Consider the following 15,983-nt stretch of genomic DNA (forward strand, 5'->3'; position numbering starts at 1 on the left):
GAGGAAAAGAACATGGCTACGCTACGCCCCGCTTTATTACTGCTGATTATCCTGACGCTGATTACCGGAGGGGTTTATCCCCTCGTCGCCACGCTGCTGGGGCAATGGTGGTTCCCGGCCCAGGCCAACGGCTCATTAATCGTTGAAGAGGGTAAAGTCCGCGGTTCAGAACTTATTGGTCAGGACTTTACCAACGCAAAATATTTCCAGGGCCGCCCTTCTGCCACCTCAGATAGCCCCTATAATCCAATGGCATCCGGCGGCAGCAATCTCGCAGCCAGCAACCCGGAGCTGGACAAAGAGGTTAAGGCTCGCATTAGCGCGCTGCGTGCGGCTAACCCGGAAGCAAATCCGGCGGTCCCCGTTGACCTGGTAACCACCTCGGCCAGCGGCCTGGACGGGCAGCTTTCTCCTGAAGCGACCGCGTGGCAAATCCCACGCGTGGCTAAAGTCAGGAATCTTCCGGTTGAGCAGGTCACTCGCCTGGTGGCTGAAAATACCACTACGCCGCTGGTGAATTTCATCGGCATGCCGGTAGTGAACATTGTTAAGCTGAACCTGGCGCTGGACCATCTCCAGGCGAAGTAAAAAGGACGCGTTATGACCGAGGAGCCGCTGCGCCCCAACCCCGATAAGCTGCTGGAGAAAGTCAGCCGCCAGCCGCGTGGGAAACTGAAAATCTTCTTCGGCGCCTGTGCGGGCGTCGGGAAAACCTACGCAATGCTTCAGGAGGCGCAGCGCCTGCGAGCGCAGGGCCTCGATGTGCTGGTGGGCGTGGTGGAAACCCACGGCCGCCAGGAAACCGCCGAACTTTTGAAGGGGCTGACGATTCAGCCCCCTCGTCGTATTCATCACCGGGGGCGTCTGGTTCAGGAGTTTGACCTGGACGCCGCCCTCGCCCGCAACCCCGCACTGATTCTGATGGACGAACTGGCGCACAGCAACGCGCCGGGATCTCGCCACCCTAAACGCTGGCAGGACGTTGAAGAGCTGCTCGAAGCCGGCATTGACGTTCTGACCTCCGTCAACGTACAGCATCTCGAAAGCCTGAATGACGTGGTGGGCGGCGTGACGGGCATTCAGGTACGTGAAACCGTCCCGGACCCTATTTTTGACGCGGCCGACGAAGTTGTGCTGGTTGACCTGCCGCCGGACGATCTGCGCCAGCGCCTGCACGAAGGTAAAGTTTATATCTCCGGCCAGGCGGAGCGTGCCATTGAGCATTTCTTCCGTAAAGGTAACCTTATCGCCCTGCGCGAACTGGCGTTGCGGCGCACCGCAGACCGCGTTGACGATCAAATGCGCGCCTGGCGGGACAATCAGGGACAGGAAAAAGTCTGGCACACTCGCGACGCTATCCTGCTCTGCATTGGCCACAGCAACGGCAATGAAAAGCTGGTGCGCACTGCCGCCCGGCTTGCAGCCAAGCTCGGCAGCGTCTGGCACGCCGTCTACGTGGAGACGCCACAGCTTCACCGCCTGCCGGAACATCAGCGCCGCACTATTCTCAGCGCTTTGCGGCTGGCTCAGGAGCTGGGCGCGGAAACCGCCACGCTTGCCGACCCTAACGAAGAGAAAGCGGTGCTGCGTTACGCCCGCGAACATAACCTCGGCAAAATCATTATTGGCCGCCACACGACGCGCCGCTGGTGGCACCGCACCTCCTTTGCCGACCGTTTAGCCAGGCGCGCTCCGGATCTCGATCTGGTTATTGTTGCGCTGGATGAAAAACCCCTCCCCTCCCCGGCAAGAGCGCCGGACACCAGGACATTGAGCGAGAAGTGGCGCATCCAGCTGCGCGGCTGTGCCGTGGCGGTGGTGCTCTGCGCGTTTATCACCTTCATTGCCAACCAGTGGCTGGTGGCCTTCGATGCCGCCAACCTGGTGATGATCTACCTGCTTGGCGTGGTGATCGTTGCGCTGTTCTATGGCCGCTGGCCTTCGGTACTGGCGACGGTAGTCAACGTCATCAGCTTCGATCTGTTCTTTATTGCTCCGCGCGGCACGCTAGCCGTCTCGGATGTACAGTACCTGCTGACCTTTGGCGTGATGCTGACCGTGGGGCTGGTGATCGGTAATCTGACCGCTGGCGTACGCTACCAGGCGCGTATCGCCCGCTACCGCGAGCAACGCACCCGTCACCTTTATGAGATGTCTAAAGCGCTGGCCGATGACAGAACGCCCCAGGACGTCGCGGCCACCAGCGTGCAGTTTATCAATAACACTTTCCAGGCCCGCAGCCTGCTGCTGCTGCCGGACGAACACGGGAAGCTCAGCCGCATCGCGGCCGAAGGTGAACCGGCGCAGTGGGATGAAGCGATTGCCCGCTGGAGCTTTGATAAAGGACAGCCTGCCGGGGCAGGAACCGACACTCTACCCGGCGTGCCCTATCGTATTCTGCCGCTCAGCACTACCGAAAGAACGCTGGGCCTGCTGGTCGTCGAGCCGGAAAACCTGCGTCAGCTGATGATCCCCGAGCAGCAGCGCCTGCTGGAGACATTTACTCTGCTGGTGGCGACCGCGCTGGACAGGCTGCTGCTCACGGCAAGCGAAGAACAGGCCAGACTTTCCAGCGAGCGCGAGCAAATCCGCAACTCGCTGCTGGCGGCGCTTTCCCACGATCTGCGCACGCCGTTAACCGTCCTCTTCGGCCAGGCTGAAATTTTGACCCTGGATCTCGCCAGCGAAGGCTCAAAACATGCCCCGCAGGCCAACGAAATCCGCCAGCACGTGCTGAACACCACCCGGCTGGTGAATAATCTGCTGGATATGGCCCGCATTCAGTCAGGCGGTTTCAATCTCCGCAAAGAGTGGCTGACGCTGGAGGAAGTGATCGGCAGCGCCCTTAAGATGCTTGAGCCAGGCCTCGGCGGACGCCATATTTCCCTCAACCTGCCCAACCCGCTGATGCTAATTGACGTTGATGGTCCGCTGTTTGAGCGCGTGCTGATCAACCTGCTGGAGAATGCGGTCAAATATGCCGGATATAAGGCTGAGATAGGCATCAAGGCCAGCTCAACGGCAGACAAGCTCGATCTGGAGGTCTGGGACAGCGGCCCCGGCGTTCCGGCTGGTAAAGAGCTGCTAATTTTTGATAAATTTGCCCGAGGTAATAAAGAGTCAGCCATTCCAGGCGTTGGGCTTGGGCTGGCAATCTGTCGGGCGATTGTTGAAGTTCACGGCGGCACAATTTATGCGCTTAACCGCCCGGAAGGCGGTGCCAGCTTCCACGTTGTGTTACCTTTATCGCCTCCCCCCGAACTCCCTGAAATGATTGAGGCGCTGTGACAACGGTTCTGATAATTGAGGATGAAAAAGAGATCCGCCGCTTCCTGCGCACCGCGCTGGAAGATGAAGCGCTACGCGTATTTGATGCCGAAACGCTGCAGCGCGGCCTGATTGAAGCCGCCACCCGCAAGCCGGATCTGGTGATCCTGGATCTTGGCCTGCCGGACGGGGACGGCATCGATTTTATTCGTGACTTCCGCCAGTGGAGCCAGACGCCGATCATCGTGCTTTCTGCGCGAAGTGACGAGCAGGCTAAGATTGCCGCCCTGGATGCCGGGGCGGACGATTTCCTCAGCAAGCCGTTTGGCATTGGCGAACTGCAGGCCAGGCTACGGGTTGCCCTGCGCCGCCACGCCAGCATTGTTCAGCCCGATCCGGTTTACCAGTTTTCAGAAATCACGGTCGATCTCTCCTCGCGCCGCATTACCCGCGGCGAAGAGGAGATTCACCTCACGCCCATCGAATTTCGCCTGCTGGCAACCCTGCTGAATAACCACGGCAAAGTCCTTACCCAGCGCCAGCTGCTTAACCAGGTTTGGGGCCCCAATGCCGTGGAACACAGCCACTATCTGCGCATCTATATGGGCCACCTTCGCCAGAAGCTGGAAAGCGACCCTGCCCGCCCCCGCCATCTGCTTACCGAAACCGGGATCGGCTACCGTTTTATGCTGTGAAAGAGTAACCTCTTGTCGGTTCAGGAGGAGTCTTTTATGAGCGCATGGTTAGTGTATGCCCTGTTGTCTGCCGCTACGGCAGCGCTGGTCGCTATTTTTGGTAAGGTGGGTTTGCAGCATCTGGATGCCAATACCGCAACGGCCGTTCGCGCCGTGGTAATGGCGCTGTTTTTAGTTGGGGTGGTTGTGGTTCAGGGAAAACTGAACCTTGTGAGTACGGTGTTTGCCGACAAAAAAGCGCTGCTGTTTATTCTGCTGAGCGGCGTTGCAGGTGCCCTTTCGTGGCTGTTTTATTTTATGGCGATCAAAAGCGGTGACGTCTCGAAGGTCGCCCCGATTGATAAGCTAAGCGTGGTATTTGCCGTGATTCTGGCGGTGATTCTGTTTGGCGAGAAGGTGTCGCTGATTGCCGGGATAGGCGTGGCGCTGATTACCTGCGGCGCACTGATGGTGGCTTTGGGCTAAAGAAAAAGGCTCCCGTGGGAGCCTTTTTGCTTTACTTCGCGTTTTTCAGCACTTCGCTGACAATCTCTACCGCTTCTTTCTCAATCTGCTCGCGGTGCTCTGCGCCCAGGAAGCTTTCACAGTAAATCTTGTAGGCGTCTTCTGTGCCGGATGGACGAGCGGCGAACCAGCCGTTCTCAGTCATCACTTTCAGGCCGCCGATGGAAGCGCCGTTGCCCGGAGCCGCCGTCAGGCGAGCGGTGATTGGGTCACCCGCCAGCGTGTCTGCGCTCACCATTTCAGGCGACAGCTTAGAAAGCGCAGCTTTCTGTGCTGAAGTGGCCGGAGCCTGAATACGGTTGTAGCTAGGTGCGCCAAAGCGTGCCGCCAGCTCATCGTAGTGCTGCTGCGGGTTTTTGCCCGTTACAGCGGTGATTTCTGCCGCCAGCAGGCACATGATGATGCCGTCTTTGTCGGTAGACCACGGCGTGCCGTTGAAGCGCAGGAACGATGCCCCGGCGCTCTCTTCGCCGCCAAAGCCGAAGCTGCCGTCGAACAGGCCATCAACGAACCACTTAAAGCCCACCGGCACTTCCACCAGCTTGCGGCCCAGGTCTTCTACCACGCGGTCAATCATCGCGGAGGAGACCAGCGTTTTACCGACAGCCACCTCTTTGCCCCACTGCGGACGATGCTGGAACAGATAGTTGATGGCAACGGCCAGGTAATGGTTAGGATTCATCAGGCCAGCCGGCGTAACGATGCCGTGACGGTCGTAATCCGGGTCGTTGGCAAACGCCAGATCGAATTTGTCGCGCAGCGCCAGCAGGCCCGCCATCGCACATTCGGAGGAGCAGTCCATGCGGATTGCGCCATCTTTATCGAGGTGCATAAAGCGGAAGGTCTGATCAACCTGATCGTTAACGATGGTCAAGTCCAGATTGTAGTGCTTCGCGATACGGTGCCAGTATTCGATACCGGAGCCGCCAAGCGGATCAACGCCCAGTTTCAGGCCCGCTTTCTGAATCGCGGCCATGTCGACGATATCCACCAGCCCTTCAATGAAAGGCTGAACCAGATCCTGCTCCTGAACGTGGCCGCTTTCCCAGGCTTTATCCAGAGAGATGCGCTTAACGCCTTTCAGGCCTTCGGCCAGCAGCGCATTAGCGCGATCTTCGACAACTTTGGTGACGTTGGTGTCCGCCGGGCCGCCGTTTGGCGGGTTGTACTTAATTCCGCCGTCGTCCGGTGGGTTGTGGGATGGCGTGATAACAATCCCGTCAGCCTGGGCGCCACCCCGTTGGTTGTGAACCAGAATAGCGTTAGAAACCGCCGGCGTTGGGGTGTAGCCGTTATCCTGCTGCACAATGACGTCCACGCCGTTGGCGGCCAGCACTTCCAGCACGGAGATAAACGCAGGTTCGGACAGCGCGTGGGTATCTTTGCCCACGTAGCACGGACCGGTGATCCCGTTTTTCGCTCGCTCTTCGGCAATGGCTTGCGCAATCGCCAGAATATGAGGTTCGTTAAAGCTATGACGTGCCGCACTGCCGCGGTGGCCGGAAGTCCCGAATTTCACCGCGTGTTCACTGTTACCCACCACAGGCTTCAGCACGTAATACTGCGCCGTAAGCTGGGCTACGTTAATCAAGTCGCTCTGTTGTGCAGGCTGGCCCGCACGATCGTGGTTAGCCATTGGCTCTTCCTTACTGACGCCAGGTTTTAAATAGTGCCGCAAACCTTTTCAATCAGCTCCGCAGGGAACTGCATTGACTGCATGATGTGTTCGATCATGCTGCATTTACGGCCAGTATTCGTATTGGTGATCACCCAGTATGGGGTGCCCGGAACATGTTTAGGCTTGGTTTGATTGCCGTTTGCCAGCAGCGTTTGCTCATCGCCGGCAAAATAGACACGGGTGCGGCCATGCAGGGATTCTGTCGCCTCACCGAAGGTCTTAGCGTCCAGCTGATACAGCGTGGACAGCACCATCATAAAGCGGTTTACGGCTTTGTTCTGAGCTGCATATTCGTCCGAAAGCAGCAGCTCGCGAACGGCGCGTACGCGGTTGCGGGCGGTATTCGCAGGTTTTTCTTCAACAACGGGCGCCGCAGTACGCTCAGGCGCGGCTGGCACAGGAGTGGCTGCTGGTGTTTGCCCGGCGGTAAATTTAAGCATGCGCCGTAAAATGTCTGACGCGCTCTCGCCAATGTGCTTAGTCTGGCTGGCAATGTAGCGGTAAAGCTCGTCATCAACTTCGATTGTTTTCATCTTAATCCAGTGCGATATCTTATCTGAATACAACTCGTTGGGAGTATAGGGTCAAATCCCAACAGCGAACAGGAGGGGCGACTCAAAGTCAGAGTATACTGAATATTTGCCGCACGCCCGCAGGAATGCCAACATGATACCCTAACCCTACGAACCAAAATAAAGAACTTTGCCATGAAATTAAATGCTCGCCTGCAAACTGCGCAACAATCGCATAACTATTCTCCTGTCGTGCTGATCCACGGCCTGTTCGGCAGCCTGGATAACCTTGGGATACTGGCACGGGACCTGGGCAAAGATCGTACCCTGCTGCAGATAGATCTACGCAATCACGGGCTGTCTCCCCGAAGCGATGAAATGAGCTATACCGCAATGGCCGGCGACGTTCTGGACACCCTGGACGATTATGGCATCGAGAAAGCGACGTTTATCGGCCACTCCATGGGCGGCAAAGTAGCCATGGCCCTGACGGCGATTGCCGCAGAGCGCATCGATAAGCTGGTGATCATTGATATCGCTCCAGTTAACTATCGAATACGCCGGCATGACGAGATTTTCGCGGCAATTCGTGCGGTCACTGAAGCGGGCGCCACCACACGCCAGCAGGCAACGCAAATCATGCGTGAACATGTAAAAGAAGAAGGCGTGATTCAGTTTCTGCTGAAATCCTTCGCCGACGGCGAGTGGAAATTCAACGTGCCGGTGCTTTGGGAGCAGTACGACAGTATCGTTGGCTGGCAACCGGTTCCCGCCTGGCCCCATCCCGCCTTATTTATTCGCGGCGGAAACTCTCCCTATGTTGATGAAAGCCACCGCGAGGCGCTCTTAAGCCAGTTCCCGCAGGCTCGCGCCCACGTTATCGCCGGCGCAGGCCACTGGGTTCATGCTGAAAAACCGGACGCCGTGTTACGTGCGATACATCGATTTATCGACGCAGAATCGAAAAACTGATTAAAAACAGACCGACCGGCCGGCAGAACACGCTAACGCGTTGGCGGGAATGGCGCGCTGATGTATGATTGCGCGCTTAATTGCACCGGCACCCTGCCCGTGCAGCCAGAAATTCCTGTCAGTATTCTAATCATGGCAAAAGAACAAACGGACCGTACTACATTAGATCTGTTCGCGGACGAGCGTCGCCCCGGGCGGCCTAAAACCAATCCGCTCTCGCGCGATGAGCAGCTGCGTATCAACAAACGCAATCAGCTGAAGCGCGATAAAGTGCGTGGTTTGAAGCGAGTTGAGCTAAAACTGAACAATGATGCGGTCGACGCCCTTAACCAGCTTGCCGACGCCCGCAGCATAAGTCGTAGCGAACTGATCGAAGAGATGCTGCTCGAGCAGCTTAAAAAGCTGGGGTAGCCCCTTTCTGCCGCCCTGCGGATCGTCTGAAACCGCAAAAGGGTGAGCAAAACCATGTTGCAGAGTGTGCACCCGGGCGTGATAGCTGTTTCCGCTGGCGGAGCTGTTCTGCTATGATTGCCCCATACGTGGGCATTGAACAGCCAGCATACTATTAAGTTTCAAGAGGTTATTTTACTCATGGCAATCGTAGGCATTTTTTTCGGCAGCGACACCGGTAACACCGAAAATATCGCGAAAATGATTCAAAAACAGCTCGGTAAAGACGTTGCTGAGGTGCATGACATTGCTAAAAGCAGCAAAGAAGATCTCGAAGGCTTCGATATTCTGTTACTCGGCATCCCGACCTGGTACTACGGCGAAGCGCAGTGCGACTGGGACGACTTCTTCCCTACCCTGGAAGAGGTCGATTTCAACGGTAAACTGGTTGCGCTGTTTGGCTGTGGCGACCAGGAAGACTATGCGGAATACTTCTGTGATGCGCTGGGCACCATTCGCGACATCATCGAACCTCGCGGCGCCGCTATCGTGGGCCACTGGCCAACCGCTGGCTACCACTTCGAAGCCTCCAAAGGCCTGGCAGACGACAATAATTTTGTTGGCCTGGCCATCGATGAAGACCGCCAGCCGGAGCTGACCGCCGAGCGCGTTGAGAAGTGGGTAAAACAGGTTTCTGAAGAACTGAATCTTGCCGACATCATTAATGCCTGATTCCGATGGCGTAAATGCCGCATTTGCGCCATATTGATAGCTTGTAGCAATGAAATTAATTGCTACAAGTTTGTAACTTTCTTGTACATCCCTGTACAATGTCTTCCTGACAGCTTGGCTGATAATTACTGTAAATGGCGACATCGCCACGATTTTTCAGCCTTATTTTGCACCATACTTGCGGTTCCCATTTAGCAGCAGCAGCTCTATAATGAGACGCATTACTCTTTACGCTCACGGCAGTTTGAGCGAATCGTTAAGCAACAGGACACTTTCCGCATGACTGACAACAATACCGCATTAAAGAAGGCCGGCTTGAAAGTCACGCTTCCGCGATTAAAAATCCTCGAAGTGCTGCAAGAGCCGGTAAATCATCACGTCAGCGCGGAAGACTTATATAAACGTCTGATCGACATGGGCGAAGAAATTGGCCTGGCAACGGTGTACCGCGTGCTGAACCAGTTTGATGATGCCGGGATCGTCACCCGCCATAACTTTGAAGGCGGCAAGTCCGTTTTCGAGCTGACCCAGCAGCATCATCACGATCACCTTATCTGCCTCGACTGCGGCAAAGTGATTGAGTTCAGCGATGATTCCATTGAATCACGCCAGCGTGAAATTGCCACACGCCACGGTATCCGCCTGACCAACCACAGTCTCTATCTTTACGGACACTGTGCAGAAGGCGACTGCCGTGAAGACGATACCGCGCACGATCCTAAATAAGTAATTCGCATTGCTAAACGCTGCTGAACAAGTGGCGTTTAAAAAAAACCGGCAGGGATCTCCTTGCCGGTTTTTTTTCAGGCGAAAAAACGTAATCAGCTGTTGTTCGCGCGAATTTCTTGCCAGATTTTATCGCAACGACTCTTCGCGGCTTCATCATTGCCGCTCTTTCTGGCCTGAATACATTTCTGGTAATCCAGCACGCTCACCGTCTCTTTTTCAACAAACGCTTTGTGCTGCTTCTCCTGGCGCAGGACGTCCAGCACGCTCTGACAGGCTTCGATTTTATCCGGATTGCCTTCTGCGGTATTAATGCAGGCGCTGTAGGCCTGTTTCAGGCGTGAATCTTCCTTCGGCGCAGGCGGCTGAACGCAGGCGGAGAGCGTGAAAACCGCGGCAGTAAGCAGCAGGATTTTTTTCATGTTCGATTCCTTATAAAAAATCGGGCGCTCACGCGCCCGGTTTCGCATCAGAAGATGGTGAACGGAGCAATAACGATGAATTTCACGTCACGCTCATCCTGGAAGATGTTGCCGTAACCCCCGCCCCAGCTTGGAATATCGGAGTGGTTGTCGTACTGGGTGAAGTGCAGCTTGAACAGCGTGCCCTTAGCTCGGCCTTCCTGCACGGTGTACATGGCATCCAGACTGTATGAAGACTCTTTAATCTTGTTAGACGCGATGTCCTGGCGGTTGCCGGAGGCATCAAGCGCCCATGTGGCAGGTTTTGCATCCCATGCATAAACATAGGAGCCTCCCACAGCCCAGCCCGGCAGATTCCAGTTGCTCAGGTCATACATGGCGCCGAAGAACACGGCTTTTTCGCCGTTGGCGTTAAAGTCAGAACGGTTATCCCACCATACGTCGAGACGACCGTTTGAAGAGGCGTAGGTCGGCGTCATACGCTGCAGGAAGTAGCCCTGCTGGCCTTCTGCCCTGACCATGGTCCCTTCCAGACGGAGGTCAACCTGACCAACCTTATAGCCGAAGGTCAGCGCCTGCAGCCACGCGGTACCGTCGTAGATATCGTTGATGGTGTTGTTAGAGGCTTTATCGCGGGTGCCGTAGAACTGGTAGCTGGTGCTCAGCGGGCTGCCAGCAACGTCGAATTTATAGCTCGCTTTTGCGAAGTACTGGTCAACAAAGCCTTCAGCCTGGCCAAATGCGGCCTCCAGAATCAGGTCGTTTTTAAAGTCATACTTCGCGCCGATGGAGTGCAGATAATCAACTTTGGTCTTTTTATCGTTCTGGTAAAACTTGTCCGTTTCCAGGTGCCAGGGCGCCTTGTACTCGTTGGTCCACATGTAGGAGAAGCTCAGCGCGCCGGCATCACCGTAGTCGAATGCCGCCCCGGCTTCAGCCCCCTGGTAGGTACCTGGCATAAAGCTCCAGTGTGGCGCTAACAGCGTCTGGCCGGTGGGCTGGATGTAGCCCGCACGCGCCCAGACCGGGCCATATTTGAATTTGGCTGCGGCTTTATAAAGGCTGATGCCGCCTTTATCGCCGGAGTAGTCTTCGTCGTAGGTTCTGTTTTTCGAGGAGAACGCAATTTCGTTTGGGTGGCCGCTGGCGCTGTCTTCGGCCATTTCAATGGCGGTAAAAGCGGCGATATCCAGACCAAACATATCGGCTGCATAGCCCGACTGGAAGTCGAGGTTGGCGTTCCATGTTGAGTGCGACAGGTTGGTTTTGTACTTACCGTCGGTTACGTCTTTACGGTCACGTTCACGCTGCCAGTAATAGATGCCGCCGGTCAGGGTAGAGTCATCAACAAAGCCCGCGGCGCTAACCTGCGGAGCCACCACAAAACCAGAAAGAGCGGTAACACTTGCAATAGCAAGAGCAAGCGCACTACGTTTGCCACTAAACGTACGCATAGTTAAATTCCTCTTTGACGTAAAAATCATCGTCTGACGTAAAAGCGCCAATGACGAAAAAAAAAGTAAAATTGCCTAAAGGCTAAAAGCGGTTTCTTTCTAACTCACCCGCATTACTGCTGCTGATAGACTATTTTTCGCGACGCGAATTATCAACGACTTTGTCTCAGAGATTTCCTGGAGTATGACAGAGAGCACATAATCTATGTGCATTTGTAACAAAATCACGCACCAGCTTCTTAGCCCGCGATATCACTAATTATCAAAATAAAATTCTATTGAGAGCGCTTTCATTATAAGCATCAGCAGATTACGAAGAAGAGACGGCCGGAGATAAGGGTAACGCTGACCCAAGAGTAAATGAGAATTAATTCGCACCGCGAATGTGTAGCATGCGTTAATGGTGTGTAATCAGAAAGAAAAAACGCCGCATTGCGCGGCGTTTTCATCAGGCAGCGACCGGCAATTATTCGCCGATTTTTGCCCAGGTATCACGCAGGCCAACGGTGCGGTTAAACACCAGTTTTTCTGCGGTTGTGTAGCGGCTGTCGAGGCAGAAGTACCCTTCACGCTCGAACTGATAAGCCTTACCTTTTTCTGCGTTCTGCAGGCTTGGCTCAACAAAGCCCTGACGAATAACCAGCGAGTCAGCGTTAATGGTAGACAAGAAGTCTTCCGCAGCCCCTGGGTTCGCAACGCTAAACAGGCGGTCATACAGGCGGATCTCAACCGGCAGAGCATGTGCAGCGCTCACCCAGTGGATCACACCTTTCACTTTGCGGCCGTCTGCCGGATCCTTGCTCAGGGTTTCCGGGTCGTAGGTGCAGTACAGCTCGGTGATGTTGCCTTCCGCATCTTTTTCTACGCGCTCGGCTTTGATCACATAGGCATTACGCAGACGAACTTCTTTACCCAGCACCAGACGCTTGTACTGCTTGTTCGCTTCTTCGCGGAAGTCGGCGCGGTCGATATACACTTCACCGCTGAACGGCACTTCACGACTGCCCATCTCAGGTTTGTTCGGGTGATTCGGCATGGTCACCGTCTCTTCCCCACCCTGCGGGTAGTTAGTGATGATAACTTTTACCGGATCCAGCACGGCCATCGCGCGCGGCGCGTTCTCGTTCAGATCGTCACGGATGCACGATTCCAGAGAAGCCATCTCTACGGTGTTGTCCTGCTTGGTCACACCGATGCGCTTACAGAATTCACGAATAGACGCTGCGGTGTAGCCGCGACGGCGCAGGCCGGAGATCGTCGGCATACGCGGGTCATCCCAGCCTTCAACAATCTTCTCGGTCACCAGCAGGTTAAGCTTGCGCTTGGACATGATGGCATATTCGAGGTTGAGGCGAGAAAACTCGTACTGGCGCGGATGAGCAGGAATGCTGATGTTATCCAGCACCCAGTCATACAGGCGGCGGTTATCCTGGAACTCAAGGGTACACAGCGAGTGCGTGATCCCTTCCAGCGCATCGGAAATGCAGTGGGTGAAGTCATACATCGGATAGATGCACCACTTGCTGCCGGTCTGGTGGTGGTCGGCAAATTTAATGCGGTACAGCACCGGATCGCGCATCACGATAAACGGCGAAGCCATATCAATTTTGGCGCGCAGGCAGGCAGTACCCTCGGCGAATTCACCGTTGCGCATTTTCTCGAACAGCGCGAGGTTTTCCTCAACGCTGCGATCGCGGAACGGGCTGTTTTTGCCTGGCGCAGTCAGGGAGCCACGGTATTCACGGATTTGTTCCGGGCTCAGCTCATCCACATAGGCCAGGCCTTTGTTAATCAGCTCAACGGCATAGTTAAACAGCTGGTCAAAATAGTCAGACGAATAACGCACGTTACCGGACCAGTGGAAGCCCAGCCATTCAACGTCGTGTTTGATGGACTCTACGTATTCGATGTCTTCTTTTACCGGGTTTGTGTCATCGAAGCGCAGGTTGCAGTGCCCCTGGTAGTCCTGGGCAATGCCAAAGTTCAGGCAGATAGACTTTGCATGGCCGATATGCAGATAGCCATTCGGCTCAGGCGGAAAACGGGTGCAAATACTGGTGTGCTTACCGTTCGCCAGGTCTTCATCAATAATCTGACGAATAAAGTTAGTTGGGCGGGCTTCAGCCTCACTCATCGCGGGTTCCTCAAAGCGTGTACCTTAGTTAACTGTGCATGATCTAATAAGCTGCCTCGGGAAACAACCTTTAGTTGCATAAATTAGGGCATCCATGCCCGTTAGCAACGGGCAATAAAAAAGCGGCTGACGATTTACGTCAGCCGCTTAAGGCACAAATGCTTACTCAGGAGCGATTACTTGCCTTTAATCTCATACAGTGGCGTTTGACCGGCAACAACCTGACCTTTGGCCTGGATAACCAGACCGCCGAAGTCGTCGATGTTGCTGCAAACAACCGGGCTAATCATGGAGCGGGCGTTAGCGTTCAGGAAATCAAGATCCATTTCCAGAATCGGCTGGCCGGCAACCACTTCAGCCCCTTCGTCAACCAGACGCGTGAACCCTTTGCCACCCAGAGCAACGGTATCAATGCCCATATGAACCACAATTTCAGCGCCTTTTTCAGTCTCAAGGCAGAAGGCATGGTTGGTGTTAAAGATTTTCACGATGGTACCGGCTGCAGGAGAAACAACGGTTTTGTCCGTTGGCTTCACGGCTACGCCATCACCCACCGCTTTGCTGGCAAACGCTTCGTCAGGAACCTGCTCAAGCTCAACCACTTCACCGGTCACCGGGGAAACCAGGGTCTCAACGGTCACGCTGGTTGCATTAGGAACCGCCTGTGGTTTAGCAGCAGCAGGTGCCGCCGCAGCAACAGGCGCGGCTGCTTCTACGGTGCCTGCCGTTTTCATCGCGTTAGCAATTTTTTCTGCTGCAAAGCCCACGATGATCTGCACGCTGGTTTTGTTCAGGCGGATAACGCCCGTCGCACCCAGGCGTTTAGCCAGCGCTTCATTGACCACAGAAGAGTCTTTCACGTTCAGACGCAGACGAGTGATACAGGCATCAATGCCGGTCAGGTTGGCTGAGCCACCGACGGCAGAGATGTACTGACGAGCCAGGCCGGAAACGTCCTGATTTGCATCACCGCTCACATTCACGTCCTGACCATCGGCTTCGTCACCGGCAACGGCCAGTTCACGCCCTGGGGTCAGCAGGTTGAATTTGGTGATGGTGAAACGGAATACCACGTAGTAGATAACGAAGAACACCAGGCCCTGAGGAATCAGCATGTACCATTTGGTTGCTAATGGGTTGCGTACCCAAAGCATCATATCCACCAGACCTGCGCTGAAGCCAAAACCAGATATCCAGTGCATGCTTGCCGCGATAAATACGGAGATACCGGTCAGCACGGCGTGAATCACGTACAGTACCGGAGCAACGAACATGAAGGAGAATTCCAGCGGCTCGGTGATACCGGTGAAGAAGGCCGCAAAGGCACCGGCCATCATGATACCCAGAACTTTCGCTTTATTTTCAGGACGTGCACAGTGGTAGATAGCCAGCGCTGCACCCGGCAGGCCGAACATCATGATCGGGAAGAAGCCCGCCTGGTAACGACCGGTGATGCCAATCTCAGCTTTACCTGCAGCAATGGATTGAGCGCCGCCCAGGAAGTTAGGGATATCGTTAATGCCGGCAACGTCAAACCAGAACACGGAGTTCAGGGCGTGATGCAGGCCTACCGGGATCAGTAGACGGTTGAAGAAGGCATAAATACCTGCGCCCACGGAGCCCAGCTTCTGAATGTGCTCACCGAAGTTGACTAAAGCTTCGAAGATCATCGGCCAGACGTACATCAAGATGAAGGCAACAGCGATCATCACGAAGGAGGTGAGGATAGGCACCAGACGACGGCCGCTGAAGAACGACAGCGCTTTCGGCAGCTCAACGCCGCTGAAGCGGTTATAGAGTTCTGCAGAAATGATACCCACCAGAATACCCACAAACTGGTTTTCAATTTTGCCAAACGCCGCCGGAACCTGGTCCGCCGGAATTTTCTGGATCATCGCAACCGCTGCCGGTGAGCAGAGGGTGGTCAGAACCAGGAAGCCAACAAAGCCGGTCAGCGCGGCTGCGCCGTCTTTGTCTTTGGACATGCCGTAAGCGACGCCGATGGCGAACAGCACGGACATGTGATCGATAATGGCGGAACCGGATTTGATCAACAGTGCAGCAAAGGCGTTATCTCCACCCCAACTGACTGGGTCAATCCAGTAACCAACCCCCATTAATATTGCTGCTGCTGGCAGTGTAGCCACCGGCACCATAAGTGCCCGGCCCACGCGCTGTAGATAACCTAGAATACTCACTTTATTCCCCCTATGAGACCCCGTTAAGGCTCTTTCAAGCAGTGTTTTTATTGTCTTACTTACATTGAATACACGGCGACGATTCACATCACACGCTGAAGTGTGAAAAAAATTAATTCGTACCGCAAATTAAACGCGCTTTTTTTGTGATATTTATCACCAAATATCGCTTAAACCCTCCCCGTTCACTGGCTATCTCAGAAAACTTATTTTATGATTCAAAAAATCAAGGCGGATTGATCCCTGTCGGTTCAGTATAAAAGTGGTTTACCCTTATGCTTATCGAGATCGATTCAGCT

14 protein-coding genes are annotated in these 15,983 nt (G+C 54.9%); 8 read left to right on the top strand and 6 right to left on the bottom strand.

The annotated features are described in order from the left end of the window. The first annotated feature begins 12 nt into the window (after positions 1-12). Genes kdpC through EL098_RS16020 form a run of 4 tightly spaced genes read left to right on the top strand, consistent with a single transcriptional unit; the run spans position 13 to position 4,427 of the window. Entirely contained in the window at positions 13-588 is a 576-nt protein-coding gene (gene kdpC / locus EL098_RS16005; RefSeq protein ID WP_126357141.1) for a potassium-transporting ATPase subunit KdpC, read from the top strand. A gap of 12 nt (positions 589-600) precedes the next feature. Continuing rightward, entirely contained in the window at positions 601-3,288 is a 2,688-nt protein-coding gene (gene kdpD / locus EL098_RS16010; RefSeq protein WP_126357142.1) for a two-component system sensor histidine kinase KdpD, read from the top strand. Continuing rightward, positions 3,285-3,962, top strand: coding sequence for a two-component system response regulator KdpE (kdpE, locus tag EL098_RS16015; protein WP_126357143.1), 678 nt, complete (start codon positions 3,285-3,287; stop codon positions 3,960-3,962). Before kdpD ends, kdpE begins: the two co-directional genes overlap by 4 nt. A gap of 36 nt (positions 3,963-3,998) precedes the next feature. Next, positions 3,999-4,427 carry an EamA family transporter gene (locus tag EL098_RS16020; protein WP_008456117.1) on the top strand — a complete coding sequence of 143 codons (429 nt, stop codon included), beginning with the start codon at positions 3,999-4,001 and terminating at the stop codon, positions 4,425-4,427. Between the two features lie 31 nt (positions 4,428-4,458). Here the strand turns inward: EL098_RS16020 and pgm are convergent, their stop codons facing one another. After that, positions 4,459-6,102 (bottom strand): phosphoglucomutase (alpha-D-glucose-1,6-bisphosphate-dependent), encoded by a 1,644-nt coding sequence (pgm, locus tag EL098_RS16025; RefSeq protein ID WP_126357144.1) that lies wholly within the window; start codon positions 6,100-6,102, stop codon positions 4,459-4,461. 26 nt (positions 6,103-6,128) lie between these two features. Next, positions 6,129-6,677 (bottom strand): replication initiation negative regulator SeqA, encoded by a 549-nt coding sequence (gene seqA / locus EL098_RS16030; protein WP_126357145.1) that lies wholly within the window; start codon positions 6,675-6,677, stop codon positions 6,129-6,131. Positions 6,678-6,851: 174 nt separating this feature from the next. Between seqA and ybfF the strand changes: the two genes are divergently transcribed. The 4 genes from ybfF to fur all read left to right on the top strand — a co-directional run bounded on the left by ybfF (position 6,852) and on the right by fur (position 9,476). Continuing rightward, positions 6,852-7,628, top strand: a complete 777-nt coding sequence (gene ybfF, locus EL098_RS16035; RefSeq protein ID WP_126357146.1) for an esterase — start codon at positions 6,852-6,854, stop codon at positions 7,626-7,628. A gap of 132 nt (positions 7,629-7,760) precedes the next feature. Then, a complete protein-coding gene (gene ybfE, locus EL098_RS16040) occupies positions 7,761-8,039 on the top strand; it encodes a LexA regulated protein (protein WP_052049066.1) in 279 nt (92 codons plus the stop codon). A gap of 180 nt (positions 8,040-8,219) precedes the next feature. Further along, positions 8,220-8,750 carry a flavodoxin FldA gene (gene fldA, locus EL098_RS16045; protein WP_126357147.1) on the top strand — a complete coding sequence of 177 codons (531 nt, stop codon included), beginning with the start codon at positions 8,220-8,222 and terminating at the stop codon, positions 8,748-8,750. A 279-nt stretch (positions 8,751-9,029) separates the two neighbouring features. Continuing rightward, the gene (fur, locus tag EL098_RS16050; protein ID WP_008456106.1) at positions 9,030-9,476 is read left to right on the top strand and encodes a ferric iron uptake transcriptional regulator; all 447 of its coding nucleotides are present in this window, start codon (positions 9,030-9,032) and stop codon (positions 9,474-9,476) included. 95 nt (positions 9,477-9,571) lie between these two features. Here the strand turns inward: fur and chiQ are convergent, their stop codons facing one another. The 4 genes from chiQ to nagE all read right to left on the bottom strand — a co-directional run bounded on the left by chiQ (position 9,572) and on the right by nagE (position 15,684). Beyond that, a complete protein-coding gene (gene chiQ, locus EL098_RS16055; protein WP_126357148.1) occupies positions 9,572-9,898 on the bottom strand; it encodes a ChiQ/YbfN family lipoprotein in 327 nt (108 codons plus the stop codon). A 47-nt stretch (positions 9,899-9,945) separates the two neighbouring features. Then, entirely contained in the window at positions 9,946-11,352 is a 1,407-nt protein-coding gene (chiP, locus tag EL098_RS16060) for a chitoporin ChiP (protein WP_126357149.1), read from the bottom strand. Positions 11,353-11,818: 466 nt separating this feature from the next. Continuing rightward, complete coding sequence (glnS, locus tag EL098_RS16065; protein ID WP_126357150.1) at positions 11,819-13,486, bottom strand: glutamine--tRNA ligase; 1,668 nt, start codon at positions 13,484-13,486, stop codon at positions 11,819-11,821. 176 nt (positions 13,487-13,662) lie between these two features. Continuing rightward, a complete protein-coding gene (gene nagE / locus EL098_RS16070) occupies positions 13,663-15,684 on the bottom strand; it encodes an N-acetylglucosamine-specific PTS transporter subunit IIBC (RefSeq protein ID WP_126357151.1) in 2,022 nt (673 codons plus the stop codon). Positions 15,685-15,983 lie beyond the last annotated feature (299 nt).

The organism is Cedecea lapagei, assembly GCF_900635955.1.
Lineage (GTDB): Bacteria > Pseudomonadota > Gammaproteobacteria > Enterobacterales > Enterobacteriaceae > Cedecea > Cedecea lapagei.